At 70.2% G+C, this 13,713-nt stretch carries 12 protein-coding genes; 2 read left to right on the forward strand and 10 right to left on the reverse strand.

What is annotated here, in order from left to right; all coding sequences use genetic code 11:
- The first annotated feature begins 58 nt into the window (after window positions 1-58).
- Window positions 59-901 carry a MetQ/NlpA family ABC transporter substrate-binding protein gene (locus tag AC50X9_RS08315; RefSeq protein ID WP_494892312.1) on the forward strand — a complete coding sequence of 281 codons (843 nt, stop codon included), beginning with the start codon at window positions 59-61 and terminating at the stop codon, window positions 899-901.
- Between the two features lie 90 nt (window positions 902-991).
- On the opposite strand, the gene hemL is transcribed toward AC50X9_RS08315, so the two are convergent.
- The 10 genes from hemL to hemE form a co-directional block, all read right to left on the reverse strand.
- Window positions 992-2,323, reverse strand: a complete 1,332-nt coding sequence (gene hemL, locus AC50X9_RS08320; protein WP_494892314.1) for a glutamate-1-semialdehyde 2,1-aminomutase — start codon at window positions 2,321-2,323, stop codon at window positions 992-994.
- 23 nt (window positions 2,324-2,346) lie between these two features.
- Window positions 2,347-3,450, reverse strand: coding sequence for an LLM class flavin-dependent oxidoreductase (locus AC50X9_RS08325; RefSeq protein ID WP_494892316.1), 1,104 nt, complete (start codon window positions 3,448-3,450; stop codon window positions 2,347-2,349).
- Entirely contained in the window at window positions 3,450-4,430 is a 981-nt protein-coding gene (hemB, locus tag AC50X9_RS08330; RefSeq protein ID WP_494892318.1) for a porphobilinogen synthase, read from the reverse strand. The genes AC50X9_RS08325 and hemB overlap by 1 nt, the downstream gene beginning before the upstream one ends.
- Window positions 4,427-5,368 (reverse strand): uroporphyrinogen-III synthase, encoded by a 942-nt coding sequence (locus AC50X9_RS08335; RefSeq protein ID WP_494892320.1) that lies wholly within the window; start codon window positions 5,366-5,368, stop codon window positions 4,427-4,429. The genes hemB and AC50X9_RS08335 overlap by 4 nt, the downstream gene beginning before the upstream one ends.
- 92 nt (window positions 5,369-5,460) lie before the next feature.
- Window positions 5,461-6,459: a hydroxymethylbilane synthase gene (gene hemC, locus AC50X9_RS08340; protein ID WP_494892322.1), complete on the reverse strand. Its 999-nt coding sequence runs from the start codon at window positions 6,457-6,459 to the stop codon at window positions 5,461-5,463.
- Window positions 6,456-7,730, reverse strand: coding sequence for a ferrochelatase (locus tag AC50X9_RS08345; protein WP_494892324.1), 1,275 nt, complete (start codon window positions 7,728-7,730; stop codon window positions 6,456-6,458). Before AC50X9_RS08345 ends, hemC begins: the two co-directional genes overlap by 4 nt.
- Complete coding sequence (gene hemQ / locus AC50X9_RS08350) at window positions 7,727-8,440, reverse strand: hydrogen peroxide-dependent heme synthase (protein WP_494892326.1); 714 nt, start codon at window positions 8,438-8,440, stop codon at window positions 7,727-7,729. The genes AC50X9_RS08345 and hemQ overlap by 4 nt, the downstream gene beginning before the upstream one ends.
- A 143-nt stretch (window positions 8,441-8,583) precedes the next feature.
- Window positions 8,584-9,366: a hypothetical protein gene (locus AC50X9_RS08355; protein WP_494892332.1), complete on the reverse strand. Its 783-nt coding sequence runs from the start codon at window positions 9,364-9,366 to the stop codon at window positions 8,584-8,586.
- Window positions 9,367-9,498: 132 nt separating this feature from the next.
- Window positions 9,499-11,031: a protoporphyrinogen oxidase gene (gene hemG, locus AC50X9_RS08360; RefSeq protein ID WP_494892336.1), complete on the reverse strand. Its 1,533-nt coding sequence runs from the start codon at window positions 11,029-11,031 to the stop codon at window positions 9,499-9,501.
- A 5-nt stretch (window positions 11,032-11,036) separates the two neighbouring features.
- Window positions 11,037-12,134 carry a uroporphyrinogen decarboxylase gene (hemE, locus tag AC50X9_RS08365; protein ID WP_494892338.1) on the reverse strand — a complete coding sequence of 366 codons (1,098 nt, stop codon included), beginning with the start codon at window positions 12,132-12,134 and terminating at the stop codon, window positions 11,037-11,039.
- Window positions 12,135-12,315: 181 nt separating this feature from the next.
- Between hemE and AC50X9_RS08370 the strand changes: the two genes are divergently transcribed.
- The gene (locus AC50X9_RS08370; protein WP_494892340.1) at window positions 12,316-13,677 is read left to right on the forward strand and encodes a glutamyl-tRNA reductase; all 1,362 of its coding nucleotides are present in this window, start codon (window positions 12,316-12,318) and stop codon (window positions 13,675-13,677) included.
- The last annotated feature ends 36 nt before the right edge of the window (window positions 13,678-13,713 follow it).

Below are 13,713 nucleotides of genomic sequence, written 5' to 3' on the forward strand. Positions count from 1 at the left end.
ATCTGCGCGGATCACGGCCAACGCCGTGAATCCAGCTATTTCGAAAGGAACGCATCCAATGCGTAAGTCACTCACCCTCTTGGCCACCGGCATCGTCACCGCCCTGGCGCTGACGGCTTGCGGTGGTTCGTCCACCCCCAGCGCCCAGAGCACGGCCCTCGACCCGGCGAAGCCCGCCACGCTCACGGTCGGCGCCAGCCCCGTGCCGCAGGCAAAGATCCTCGAGTTCATCAACCAGGACCTTGCCCCGAAGGCAGGCCTGAAGCTGGACATCAAGGAAATTGAGGATTACCAGACGCCCAACACCGCGCTGAGCGACGGTTCACTGGACGCCAACTACTACCAGCACCTGCCGTGGTACGAGGACCAGGTGAAGACCAAGGGCTACAAGTTCGGGCACGGCGAGGGCGTCCACATTGAGCCGTACGCCGCGTTCTCCGAGAAGGTCAAGGACATCGGCGAGCTGCAGGACGGCGCCAAGGTCGCCATCACCAATGACCCCTCCAACCAGGTCCGCGCCCTCAAGGTGCTCCAGGTCGCAGGTCTGGTCAAGGACATCAAGGATGACACGTCGGTCCTGACCCTGACCGATGAGCAGAACCCGAAGAAGCTGAAGTTCTCCGAGAACCAGCCGGAACTGCTGATCAATGACCTCAAGGACCCGTCGGTTGACCTGGCCCTGATCAACGGCAACTTCATCCTCAAGGCCGGTCTGAGCACCAAGGACGCCCTGGCGGTGGAATCCGTGGAGAACAACCCCTACGCGAACTTCCTGGCCTGGCGCGAGGACTCCAAGGATGACGTGCGCATCAAGAAGCTCGACGAACTCCTGCACTCCCCCGAGGTCAAGGCCTTCATCGAGAAGGAATGGCCGAACGGCGACGTGACCGTGGCGTTCTAGTCCCGGAATGCAAAACAGCTAAACAACTCAGGGCACCCGCCACGGCGGGTGCCCTGAGTTGTTTAACCGTTGCCGCGTTCGACGACGGCGCTAGGCCTTCGCGGCGGCCGCGGCTTTGGCAGCAGCCGGCAGGGCATCGAAGATCCGGTTCATGGCGGCGTCGTCGTGCGCGGCGGACAGGAACCAGGCCTCGAAGACCGAGGGCGGCAGGTAGACGCCTGAATCCAGCATCGAGTGGAAGAACGGTGCGTAGCGGAACACTTCCTGGCCCTGGGCGTCGTCGTAGTTGTGCACGCCCCGGGCGGACGTGCCGAACGCTACCGAGAACAGGTTCCCGGCGCGCTGGATCGAGTGGTCCACGCCCGCCGTCTCCAGTGCCGATGACAGTGCCGCGGAGAGCTCCAGCGAGCGGGCATCCACGAAGGAGTAGACCTCGGGGGTGGCATGGGTCAGGGTGGCGACGCCGGCGGCCATCGCCACCGGGTTCCCGGACAGCGTGCCGGCCTGGTAGACCGGTCCCAGCGGTGCAAGGTAGTCCATGACCTCGGCCCGGCCGGCGAGTGCCGCCGCCGGCATCCCGCCGCCGATGACCTTGCCGAAGGTCAGCAGGTCCGGGGTCCACGGCTGGGCAGCGTCGGCCGCCCCGCCGGTGAGTCCCCAGTAGCCGGAGTACCCGGTCCGGAAACCGGTGAGGACCTCGTCGAGGATCAGCAGGGCACCGTTTTCCCGTGTGATCCGGGACAGGCCGGCGTTGAAGCCGTCAGCCGGGGTGACGACGCCCATGTTGGCCGGCGCGGCCTCGGTGATCACGGCCGCAATGTTCCCGCCGTGCTTGGCGAAGGCGGCTTCGACGGCGGCGAGGTCGTTGTAGGGCAGCACCAGGGTCTCGGCGGCGGTGGCGGCGGTGACGCCGGCGGAGCCCGGCAGGGCCAGTGTGGCCACGCCGGAGCCGGCCGCGGCGAGCAGCCCGTCGAGGTGGCCGTGGTAGCAGCCGGCGAACTTGATGATCAGGTCACGGCCGGTGAAGCCACGGGCCAGCCGGACGGCGGTCATGGTCGCTTCGGTGCCGGTGGAGACCATCCGGACACGTTCGGCGGCGGAGACCCGTTCCTGGACGATCGCCGCGAGGTTGGCCTCGTCCGGCGTCGAGGCGCCGAAGGACAGCCCGCGGTCGACGGCGGCATGGACGGCCGCGAGGACCGCCGGGTGGGCATGCCCCAGCAGGGCCGGCCCCCAGGAACAGACCAGGTCCACGTACTCGTCGCCGTCGGCATCGGTCAGGTAGGGTCCTTTCGCGGAGACCATAAAACGTGGGGTCCCGCCGACGGAGCCGAACGCGCGGACCGGGGAGTTGACGCCGCCCGGCATCAGCTGGCGGGCGCGTTCGAAGAGTTCCTCGTTGCGGGGGTGGCTGGAAGTCATGGTTGTTATTCTTTCAGTCGCTTTCAATGGAGTGGCGCAGCCGCGGCCAGCAGGGTGGCCACCCGGGGCGCCACCTCGGTGCCGAACAGTTCGATCGAGCGCATCATCGCCTTGTGCGGCAGCGTGCCGTTGCTGTACTTGAGGTCGAAGCGGTCCACGGCCAGGTTCTTTTTCAGCAGGGCGATCTTCGCAGCGACCGTGTCCGGCGAACCGACGTACAGGGCGCCCTCGGGGGCGCACATCGCGTCGAACTCGGCGCGGTTGCCCGGCCCCCAGCCGCGCTCGGCGCCGATCAGGTTGCGTTGGCCGAGCCAGCGCGGGAAGAACTCCTCCCGCGCCTCGTCGTCGGTTTCGGCAACGTGGCCGGGTGAATGCGTGGCAACCTGCTGCATCGGGTGGCCGTATTTGGCCATCGCCTCGCGGTAGAGGTTCGCCAGCGGGGCGAAGGACCGGGGCTGTCCGCCGATGATGGCAAAGATGATCGGGTAGCCGTATTCGGCGCAGCGCAGCACCGACTCCGGGGTCCCGCCGACGCCGATCCAGGTGGGAAGCAGGTGGTGTTCCAGCGGCGGGTAGACGCTGAGCCCGTTGATGGCCGGCCGGGTGCGGCCCTCCCAGCGGATCGGCTCCTGGGCGCGGGCCTTGTCGAAGAGCTCGAGCTTTTCCTCAAACAGGACCTCGTAGTCGGCCAGGTCGAGGCCGAAGAGCGGAAAGGACTCGACGAAGGAGCCGCGGCCCAGCATGACCTCGGCCCGGCCGTTGGAAAGGGCGTCCACGGTGGAGAAGCGCTGGAAGACGCGGAGGGGGTCATCGGAGCTCAGCACCGTAACGGCGGAGCCGAGCCGGATGCGCCGGGTCCGGGCGGCCGCCGCGGCGAGGAACACCTCGGGGGCGGAGACGGCAAAGTCGCGGCGGTGGTGCTCCCCCACGCCGAAGGCATGGAGCCCCACTTCGTCCGCGAGTTCGGCCTGTTCCAGGAGTTGGCGCAGCACCTGGGCGTGCGGGACCGGGTGCCCGTCGGGGAAGACTCCGACGTCGCCGAAGGTGTTCAGGCCCAGCAGGATGCGTCCCGGGCCTACGGGGTCCGTGGGGTTCGTCCCCGGCAGCGGGTCAGTCGACGTGTTCATCAGGACTCCTTCAGCCAGCCGGCGAGTTCGCTCGCCCAGTAGGTCAGCACCATGTTGGCCCCGGCCCGTTTGATGCCCAGCACGGATTCGGTGATCGCGGCCCGGCGGTCGATCCAGCCGTTCGCGGCGGCGGCCTCGATCATCGAGTACTCGCCGGAAATCTGGTATGCCGCGACCGGGACCGGGCTCATGGCGGCGACGTCGGCGAGGATGTCGAGGTAGCTCATGGCGGGCTTGACCATCACCATGTCTGCGCCTTCCTCGAGGTCCAGTTCCACTTCGAGGATCGCTTCGCGGCGGTTTGCGGCGTCCATCTGGTAGGTGCGGCGGTCGCCGGTGAGCTGTGAGTCGACGGCCTCACGGAACGGTCCGTAGAACGCGGAGGCGTATTTCGCGGCGTAGGCGACGACTGCCGTGTTGGTGTGGCCTGCTGCCTCGAGGGCCTGGCGGATCACGGCGATCTGTCCGTCCATCATGCCGGACGGGCCCAGCACGTGGGCGCCGGCGTCGGCCTGGGCCACGGCCATCCGGCCGTAGATCTCCAGGGTGGCGTCGTTGTCGACGTATCCGTTGGCGTCGAGGACGCCGCAGTGCCCGTGGTCGGTGAATTCGTCCAGGCAGACGTCGCTCATGATGACCAGCTCGTCGCCGACCTCGGCTCGGACGTCGCGGATCGCTTTGTTCAGGACGCCGTCGGGGTCGAGCGACGCGGTGCCGGTGGCGTCGCGGACGGCGGGGATGCCGAAGAGCATCATGCCGCCGACGCCGAGCTTGACGGCGTCCGCTGCGGCGCGCTTCAGGGTGTCGGTGGTGTGCTGCTGCACCCCGGGCATCGACGCAATCGGGTTCGGCTCGGTCAGGCCTTCACGGATGAAGGCGGGCAGGATGAGCTCCGAGGCCGAAAGACGGTGTTCGGCCGTCAGCCGCCGCATGGCCGGGGTGGTGCGTAGCCGGCGTGGGCGGTGGGTCGGGAAGCTCATAAGGTGTCCTTTACTGTGGGCTCTGCAATTGGCTGATGAGGTGGGGACGGCCGGCTGGCCAGGGAACGGATAACGGCGTCGACCAGGCCGGAGGCGGTGGGTTTATCGGCGACCGCGGCGACGGCGAGGCCGAGTGAATCCGCCTCGGCGGCGGTCGACCGTCCGATCGCGACGAAACGGCAGCCGCCCAGCGGGGCAAGGTCCTCGTGGATGCGCCGGGCAGCGCTGGGGGAAGCGGCGACGACGGCGTCGAGCCGGCCGGCGCCGATCTCGGCTTTCGCCTGCGCCGGGGTGAGCACGGCGGCTCCGTGGTCCCGTGATGATCCGGGACCCGTCGTAGCGGGCTGGCACGCGGCAAGGCTCCGGCCCGGGTTGGCCGGGTAGTCCACAGTGCGGTAGGCGGTGACGGCCTGGACGGAGGCGCCCCGGGCTTCCAGTCCGCGGCGCAGCCGGGGATCCGCGATGTCCGCCTGCGGCAGGAGCACACTGCCCTGGTGCTCGGGCCAGATTTCGGTCAGCCCCGCTCCGGACTGCTGCCCGGTCGGCGCCAGGTCGACGTCGACTCCCCGGGATTCGAGGAAATGGCGGGTCGCTGGCCCGATCGTGGCAACGAGAAGGCTGCCCGGGAGCCAGTGGCTGAGCGTCGTTCCCCGCTCGGCGGCTTTGGCCTCGAGGGCCTGGACCGTGGTGACGCTGCTGACCACCAGCCAGTTGTAGGCCCCGGCGCCCAGCGCATCGAAGGCCACATCGAGGGAGTGCTGGTCGCTGGCGAGTTCGAAGTCGATCAGTGGCAGCAGCAGGGGCTCGGCACCGGCGCTGCGCAGGGCGGTGACCAGCTCACCGGCCCGGTCGGGGCTGCGGGCGACGAGGACCCGGGCGCCCTCCGGCACCCTTATCCCCTGCTGCCCGTCCGGTCCGCCGGGGGCCAATATGTCCATCGCCTCTAGGGCACCGGGGTTTTGGGCACCCACGCTTTGGGCACCGGGGTTTTGGGCTCTACGACGTCCCATAAGTAACCGGAGTCCGCGCTTCAGGATGCGGCCAGGTCCGCGATGTCGGCGGCCCCGCGGGCCAGCAGGACTTCGGCGAGTTCAATCCCGAGCAGGGTCGCCCCGACCTCGTTCAGTCCGTCGGTGGCTTTCTTATCGCGGATCGTGGCTGTCCCGTCGACGGCGCAGACCACAGCTTCGAGGTGCAGCAGGCTGCCCTTTCGGTAGGCGTAGGCACCGACCGGGGCCGCGCAGCCGGCCTCCAGCCGGGCCAGCAGCGCCCGTTCCGCGGTGACGGCCAGCCGGGTGTCCGGGTCGTCGAGGGCAGCGAGGGCCTGCGCCAGCACGCCCTGCGAGCCTTCGGTGGATCCGGCCTTGCGCGGCGCATCGGCGGAGCGGCATTCGATCGCGAGGGAACCCTGCCCGGCGGCAGGCAGCATGACCTCGGGCTCGAGGAACTCGCTGACCGCATCGAGTCGGCCGATCCGGTGCAGCCCGGCGGCGGCGAGCACAACGGCGTCGAGGTCGCAGCTCTTGCCTTCGACCACGGCATTGGTGCTGTTGCCCGGCAGGCCGGGGACCCGGCCGAGCCGCGTGTCCACGTTGCCGCGGATGTCGCGGATGTCAAGATCCGGGCGGGCAGCCCGCAACTGGGCGGCGCGCCGCGGGGAACCGGTGCCCACGGTGGCGCCGAGGGGCAGGTCGGCGAGCTTGAGCCCGTCGCGGGCACACAGCACGTCCCGGACGTCGACGCGTTTCGGCGTCGCCGCGAGCGTCAGTCCGGGCGCCGCCCCGGTGGGCAGGTCCTTGAGCGAGTGGACGGCCACGTCGCACGCGTCCTGCAGCAGGGCATCGCGCAGGGCCGCGACGAAGACACCGGTGCCGCCCATCTGGGACAACGATCCTTTGAGGACGTCGCCCTCGGTCCGAATGTGGACCAGTTCCACCGGGAAGCCGCCGACCGCGGCCAGCTGGTCAGCGGTCTGCTGGGTCTGGGTCAGGGCCAGTTTGCTGGCGCGGGTCCCGATCCGGACGGTCACAGTGTGTCCTGACCCGCCGCCGGGGCGGCTGTGCCGGCGGCGTCCGGGTAGGGGGCGTGGCCGGTGCCGATGGTGGTGTCGGCGCCCGCGATGGTGGGCTTTTCGCCGCGGAAGTTGGCGCAGCAGCCCGGGCGGCAGACGTCGTACCAGGGGCCGAGTGCGGTCAGGTGCGGCCGGTCCGCGATGTGGTTCGCGGCGGTCCGCTCGCAGATCAGGTCCACGATTCCGGCGACGAACTTGCGGTGCGTCCCGGGTGTGGGAACGCGGCTCGCGGTGAGGCCCAGTTTCGCGCAGGTGTCCAGGGCCTCGGTGTCGAGGTCCCAGACGACTTCCATGTGGTCGCTGACGAAGCCCAGCGGCACGATCACGATGCCCTTGATGCCCTGGCCGGCGAGTTCTTCGATGGCGTCGTTGATGTCGGGTTCCAGCCACGGCACGTGCGGGGCTCCGGAGCGGGACTGGTAGACGAGGGACCAGGGGGCGGTGTCACCGGTCTCGGACTCCACCCGGCGGATGACTTCGGTGCCGGTGGCGAGGTGCTGTGCAACGTAGGCGGAGTCTTCCTCAAACTGGCGGGGCTCGGCGTCGGAGCGGCCAGCGGCCTCCGCGTCGCGGGTGGGGATGGAGTGCGTGGCGAACAGGATCTGCACCGGCGCGTCCGGGGTTCCGGACGCGGCCAGCCGGGCGCGGACGTCGGCAAGGCCGGCGGCGGTCCCTTCGATGAACGGCTCCACGAAGCCGGGGTGGTCGAAGTACTGGCGGACCTTGTCGACCTCGAGCTTGCCGTCGAGTCCGGTTTCGGTCAGCGCAACGCCGATGTCCTCGCGGTACTGGCGGCAGCTGGAGTAGCAGGAGTAGGCGCTCGTGGTGACCATCAGCACCTTGCGGTGCCCGGCGTCGTAGATGTCCTGGAGGGTTTGCGGGATGTACGGGGCCCAGTTTCGGTTGCCCCAGAAGACCGGCAGTTCGATCCCGCGGGCGGCGAGCTCGGCCTGGATGCCCGCTTTGAGCTCCCGGTTCTGCTGGTTGATCGGGCTAATACCGCCGTTGGCGCGGTAGTGGTGCGAGACCGCTTCGAGCCGCTCGTCCGGGATCCCGCGGCCGCGGGTGACGTTGCGCAGGAACGGAAGCACGTCTTCCTGGCCCTCGGGCCCGCCGAAGGAGGCGAGGAGCACGGCGTCGTAGTCCTTGGGTGCCAACCGGCCGGCTTCGGTCACCTCGTTGACGGAGGTGGCGGCCAAGGCAGCTGACTGGGGGTCCAGCGGGCTCATGAAAGAACCTCGGCGATCCCGGCGGCGCTCACCCGGCGGCCGGTGTAGAACGGGATTTCTTCGCGGACGTGGTGGCGCGCTTCGGTGGCGCGCAGGTGCCGCATCAAATCCACCAGGTCCACGAGTTCCGGCGCTTCCAGGCCGAGGATCCATTCCCAGTCGCCAAGGGCGAACGAGGACACGGTGTTGGAGATGACCTGGGGGAAGTCGCGGCCCAGCATGCCGTGGTCGCGCAGCATCGTGCCGCGCTCGGCGTCCGGCAGCAGGTACCACTCGTACGAGCGGACGAACGGGTAGACACAGAGCCATTCCGCCGGTTCGACACCGCGGGAGAAGGCGGGGGTGTGGTTCTTGGCGAACTCGGCCTCCCGGTGCACGCCCATGGCGGACCAGGCGATCTCGGTGCCGGTGAAAAGCTTGCTGCGGCGGATGTCCCGGACCGCACGCTGCAGTGCCTCCGGCTGGGGGCCGTGCAGCCAGACCATGATGTCCGCATCCGCGCGCATCGCCGAAACGTCGTAGCTGCCGCGGTGGACCACGCCCGCCTCGGCCAGCCGCGCGGTGAGCGCGTCGAACTCGGCGGCGGCGTCCCCGCTGCGGACCACGTCGCCGGAGCGCTTGAAAACCGTCCAGAGCGTGAAGAACTGCTCGGCTGATTCGTCGCTTGCTGATTCGGTTTTAGTGACAGTTTCGGCAGAAGTGTGGCTCATGGATACCAGTTTGCCTGTTCCCCTCAGCTATGTCGAAATAAAGCACTTCTACAGCGTGTAGAAGTGCTTCATTTCACACCGCCGGGGGTGCCGGCGCCGCACCCGGCCGCACCTGGGGCGCACTGCCGGGTCTGGCCGGGCCGTCAGACCCGGCGGATCCGCAGCACCACAACGCCGGCGACCAGGGACAGGACGACCAGGCCGATGCCCAGGCCGAGCAACGGTGCCTCCTCTATGGGCTGGCGCGCTGACGTGGCCTCCATCGAGGTGCTCCCGGAACGGGGTATGGCCGACGCGATTGCCGCGACGCCCGAGGCTGTCGGGGAGGCCGTGGCCGTGTTCGACGGCGCCGTCGGGGCTTCCGTAGCGGTCGGGGCTTCCGTAGCGGCCGGGGTCCCGTGCGGCGCTTCGGCGGCCGGGGCGCCTGTGTCCGGAGCTGCAGCGGCGGGCGCCGACTCCGCGGCGGACGGACCCGGGAGGGGCCGTGCCGGCGGGGCCGGCTGGGGTGCCACGGGCGAGATGGGCTGCGGAGCCCAGGGCACCCGGGGGGCCACGGGTACCGGCGGGGCGACCGGCTGCGGGCTGGCGGGCCTTGTGGGCGACGGCTTCGGGCTGCGGCTCGGCTCCGGCTCGTCGGGCTCTTCGGAGGGTGTCGGCTGCGGCGAGGAGCTCGAGGGCGAGGGACTCGGCGTGGGCCGCCTCAACGGTGCGAGCAGGCCGCCGGCCAGGCCATCGAGGTCAAGGGCGAATACATCCACCGCGCCAGGACCCTGGGCCGGCGTGGAAACTGCCGTGGTTGCCTGTGAGGCCGGAGCGCCCGCGGAGAGAGCCAGCACCACTCCGAGCGCCGCTGCGGCCGTGCCGCGCCGGCGTCCCCTCCGGCGGCCGGCCTGCGTGTTGTCGACGTTGGACCTGTGCGTAACCATGGTCATCGACCCTAGCCGCCAGGAGAGTCGGGGGAAAATTTGCGGATTCCCCTTGGCACCGGTTATCCCGCGGCGCGTGCGGGCCCGCGACCGGTGCCGGAAATCTGCCCGGCGTGCGGCCCCCGGCGCAACTCAGGACAGGAGCTGACGGACCTGTTTCGGGGTGTCGGCAACGATCGCCGCAAGGCCGTTGCCGGACAGCCAGCCGCCCACCACCGCCAGCGTGCCGTCCGACGCGCAGATGCTCCGCACCTCGGCGACGCGGCGCTTGTGCCCGAGTGAGGCGAAGGGCAGAGCGCCGCCCCAGCGCACGACGTCCCAGTCCACCACGTCCCCGGCCGTGACCGGAACGGACAGCAGGGCGGAGGCGTCCTTCAGGGCAGCCGCGTACAGTTCGGCGTCGGTGCGCGGCTCCGGCAGGCCCCGGGCCCCGTGCCGGGCCTCGCCGCGGCCGTAGGAGAGCCGGAGAACGTGGGTTCCTGGGCCGGCCTGGTCTGCCAGCCACCGCCATTTAGCGGTGGCGTGGGTGAGTGCCTTGGCCTGGATGCCCAGGCTCTGCGGCGCGACCAGGACCCCGGTGCCGCGCGGCCGGGCGTCGAGCCCGGGCAGGTCGACCGCGAGGGTGACCAGGCTGACGTCGGGACCGGCCTCCGGTCGGCGGCCCGCAAGGTCCGGCAGGGCACCGGCGAGCAGATCGACGGCGGCCGGGCCTTCCACGGCGACGACCAGGAGCCCGGCGTCGTGCGCGGCGCCGGCTGCGGAAACCCGCCAGCCGTCGGCGGTGCGTTCCACGGAGTCGGCCCGGGTGCCGGCCAGCAGCGTCACGCCCTGGCCGCGCAGTTCGGCCAGAAGTGCGGAGATGAGGGTGTGCATTCCGCCACGCAACCCGGCGACGGCCGATCCCGCCTTCTGCAGTCCGGCCGGCGGCGCCCCCTCTGTCGGCGCCCCGGCGGGCTGATCCCTGCGCAGGGCCCCCGGACGTTGGGCCCTCCGGCGCTGGGCGCCGCCGCGTTGGGCCGCGACGGCGGCGGCCAGGGACCCGTGTTCCCGGATCCCGGCGCGCAGGCCCGGTGCCACCATGTCGATGTCCAGGACGTCCGGGTCCGCGGAGTGGACGCCGCCGACGACGGGGGCTACGAGCCGTTCGAGCACGCGCCGCCCCATCCGCGCCCGGACGAGTGCCGAGACGCTCGTGGCCTCGGCCTTGGTGCCAAGCGCTGCGGGCAGCAGTTTGTCCAGCGAGGCCCGGAGCGAACCGGCGAGGCCGAGGGAACGGCGGACCTCCGGGTCCCACGGGTTCGCCGGGATGCCGAGAACCCCGGTGCGCGGAAGTTCGCGCGGGCCATCGGGCAGCTGGACCCAGGCACCGCCGGGATTTGGTGCAACGATCGCGTCGGCCAGGCCGAGCTCCCTGGCCAGGTCCGCCACGGCGGAAGACCGGGTGGCGAAGGACTCGGCGCCGCTGTCCAGGGTCAGGCCGGCCACCACGTGGCTGCCGACGCAGCCGCCCCACGCGCCGGAGGCTTCCAGGACTGTGGTCCGGACCCCGGCCCGGGTGAGCTCGCGGGCCGCGAGCAGGCCGGAGACCCCGCCGCCGACCACCACGGCGGTTTGCGCTGCGGCAGGTGCTGGGGTCGGGGCTGCGGTGCTGCCGGGTGCCTCCACCGGTCTTACTCCGGAGAGATCGAGTGGATAAGTTCGACGACGCGCGTCAGCACGCCGGGATCGGTGTCCGGCGGGACGCCATGGCCGAGGTTCAGGACGTGGCCCGGGGCCGAGGCGCCGGCGGCAATGACGGCGCGGACGTGGGCCTCCAGCACCTCCCACGGGGCGGACAGCAGGGCCGGGTCGATGTTGCCCTGCAGCGGCACCGTGCCGCCCAGTCGGCGGTTGGCTTCGTCCAGCGGCAGCCGGTAGTCCACACCGACGACGTCGACGCCGACGTCGCGCATGGCAACGAGCAGCTCGGAGGTGCCGGTGCCGAAGTGGATCAGCGGGGCGCCGAGGTGCCGCACATGGTCCAGGGCCCGGGCGGAGGCCGGGGCGACGAAGCGCTGGTAGTCGGCCAGGCCGAGGGATCCCGCCCAGGAGTCGAAGAGCTGGCCGGCCGAGGCGCCGGCTTCCAGCTGGGCGCGCAGGAACATGCCCGAGGCGTCAGCGGCCCAGTTCGCCAGCGCTGTCCAGGTCTCGGGATCGGCGTGCATCATGGTGCGCGGGCCGAGGTGGTCGCGGGACGGCTTGCCTTCCACCATGTAGGCGGCAAGCGTGAACGGCGCGCCGGCGAAGCCGATCAGCGGGGTGTTCCCGAGCTGGGCCACGGTCTGCCGGACTGCTTCGCGGATCGGCTCCAGGGCTTCCCAGGTCAGCTGGGGCAGGGCGGCGACGTCGGCCGCGGTGCGGACCGGCTTGTCCAGCACGGGACCAACACCTGGAACAATGTCCACCCCTACTCCGGCCAGCTTGAGTGGAATAACGATGTCCGAAAAGAAGATGGCCGCGTCGACGCCGTGCCGGCGGACGGGCTGCAGGGTGATCTCGGACGCCAGCTCGGGGCGCAGGCAGGAATCCAGCATCGCGACCCCCTCGCGCAGCTTCAGGTATTCGGGCAGCGAGCGGCCTGCCTGGCGCATGAACCAGACCGGACGGCGGGACGGCTTGCCGCCGCGGTAGGCGGTGATCAGCGGGGAATCCGCGGTGCGGCCGTCCATCAGCGGGTGCCCGGCGTCCAGGCCGGAAATTTCAGGTGTTGCCGCAGCGCTAGGAGTCATGCCTTCGATTGTGCCCAAAATCGGCCCCAAAAGATAACGACAGGTTGTCACCGGCACGGGCAGCGACGCGCACAGCGACCCGGGCTGCGACCCGCGGTGGCGGGAGTCACAGCCCGGTGTGTGCGGTTACATGTCGGTTAGTTGTTCTACGCATGAACGAAAAAGCTATGATTGTCCTGCTGTGGTTCTTTTTTCTCTGGTGGCGACACACGCCGACATCGATCTCGAGACCGTTGCTCAACTGAGCACCGGCGCTTCGGAGCTCGCCACATCCGCCCTCGCCGGATCGCCGGCCGTGGCGGGTGCCATTGTGCTTGCCACCTGCAACCGCTTCGAAATCTATGGTGAAGCGCCCCGCCCGGACGACGTCGACAACGCCCGCGCTGCCCTCATCGCCCAGCTCAGCGGATCCACCGGGCTCAACGAACAGCTCGTAGCGCAGTCTTTCAGCACCCGCACCGGCCCGGACGTCACCCAACACCTGTTCTCGGTCAGCTCCGGGCTGGACTCCGCCGTGGTCGGTGAACGCGAAATCGCCGGCCAGGTGCGCCGGGCCCTGATTACCGCCCAGCACGAAGGCACGGCCAGCTCCGGCCTCGTCCGGCTGTTCCAGGCGGCGTCCAAGACCGCCAAGGACGTCGGCGCCCAGACCGCCCTCGGCGCCCGCGGCCTCTCCGTCGTCTCCGTTGCCCTGGACCTAGCCACCGATCTCTCCGAGGACCCCGACTGGTCCACCAAGAAGATCGTGGTGTTCGGCACCGGCGCCTACGCCGGCGCCACCATGTCCCTGCTGCGCGAACGCGGCTGCACGGACGTCTCCGTCTATTCCTCCTCCGGCCGCGCCGCCGGTTTCGTCGCCACCCGCGGCGGGACCGCGCTGGACGGTGAAAGCCTTCCGGCGGCCGTTGCCGCCGCCGACGTTATGATCGGCTGCAGCGGCGCGGATACCCGTGTCGAAGCCGCAGAACTGGCCAAGGTCCGGGCGGACTCACCCCAGCCCCTGATCGCCATCGATCTGGCCCTCACGCACGACTTCGATCCCGCGGTTGGCGGACTCGACGGCGTCGAACTGCTTACGCTGGAGTCGGTCCGGCTGGCCGCCCCACAGGAACAGGCCGAATCGCTGGCCCAGGCCAGCAGCATCGTGTCCGGCGCGGCCAGCGCCTTCGAGCAGGAACGCGAGTCCCGCTCGGTGGACTCGGCAATCGTCGCCCTCCGCCGGCACACCATGAATGTCCTGGACGCGGAAATGGAAAAGGTCCGGGCCCGGCACGGCTGCACCGCCGCGGCCGAGGAGGTCGAATTCGCGCTCCGCCGGATGGTCAAGCAGCTGTTGCACGTCCCCACGGTCCGCGCCCGCGAGCTGGCCGCCAACGGGCAGCAGGAAGACTATGTGGCCGCCCTGGAAGCGCTGTACGGCATTACGGTTGAACCTCCCGCAGCGAAAGCGCCGGACGCTGCCTGCCCGGTTGTGCACGATCCGGCTGCGGACACCGTCGTTGTGACCGCTGCCGTGGATCAACCCCGCCGGCACACAGCTTAAACCGACAGCCACTCCCCCTCAGGCTTCCCATGCGTA

The organism is Pseudarthrobacter sp. HLT1-3 (genome assembly GCF_059383535.1).

What these genes read in the sequence shown, in the direction of transcription:
- AC50X9_RS08345 (WP_494892324.1), bottom strand. Translation starts at nt 7,730, where the DNA reads ATGAGCCCGCTGGACCCCCAGTCAGCTGCCTTGGCCGCCACCTCCGTC.
- AC50X9_RS08335 (WP_494892320.1), bottom strand. Translation starts at nt 5,368, where the DNA reads ATGGACATATTGGCCCCCGGCGGACCGGACGGGCAGCAGGGGATAAGG.
- hemQ (WP_494892326.1), bottom strand. Translation starts at nt 8,440, where the DNA reads ATGAGCCACACTTCTGCCGAAACTGTCACTAAAACCGAATCAGCAAGC.
- hemB (WP_494892318.1), bottom strand. Translation starts at nt 4,430, where the DNA reads ATGAGCTTCCCGACCCACCGCCCACGCCGGCTACGCACCACCCCGGCC.
- AC50X9_RS08355 (WP_494892332.1), bottom strand. Translation starts at nt 9,366, where the DNA reads ATGGTTACGCACAGGTCCAACGTCGACAACACGCAGGCCGGCCGCCGG.
- hemE (WP_494892338.1), bottom strand. Translation starts at nt 12,134, where the DNA reads ATGACTCCTAGCGCTGCGGCAACACCTGAAATTTCCGGCCTGGACGCC.
- AC50X9_RS08315 (WP_494892312.1), top strand. Translation starts at nt 59, where the DNA reads ATGCGTAAGTCACTCACCCTCTTGGCCACCGGCATCGTCACCGCCCTG.
- hemL (WP_494892314.1), bottom strand. Translation starts at nt 2,323, where the DNA reads ATGACTTCCAGCCACCCCCGCAACGAGGAACTCTTCGAACGCGCCCGC.
- AC50X9_RS08325 (WP_494892316.1), bottom strand. Translation starts at nt 3,450, where the DNA reads ATGAACACGTCGACTGACCCGCTGCCGGGGACGAACCCCACGGACCCC.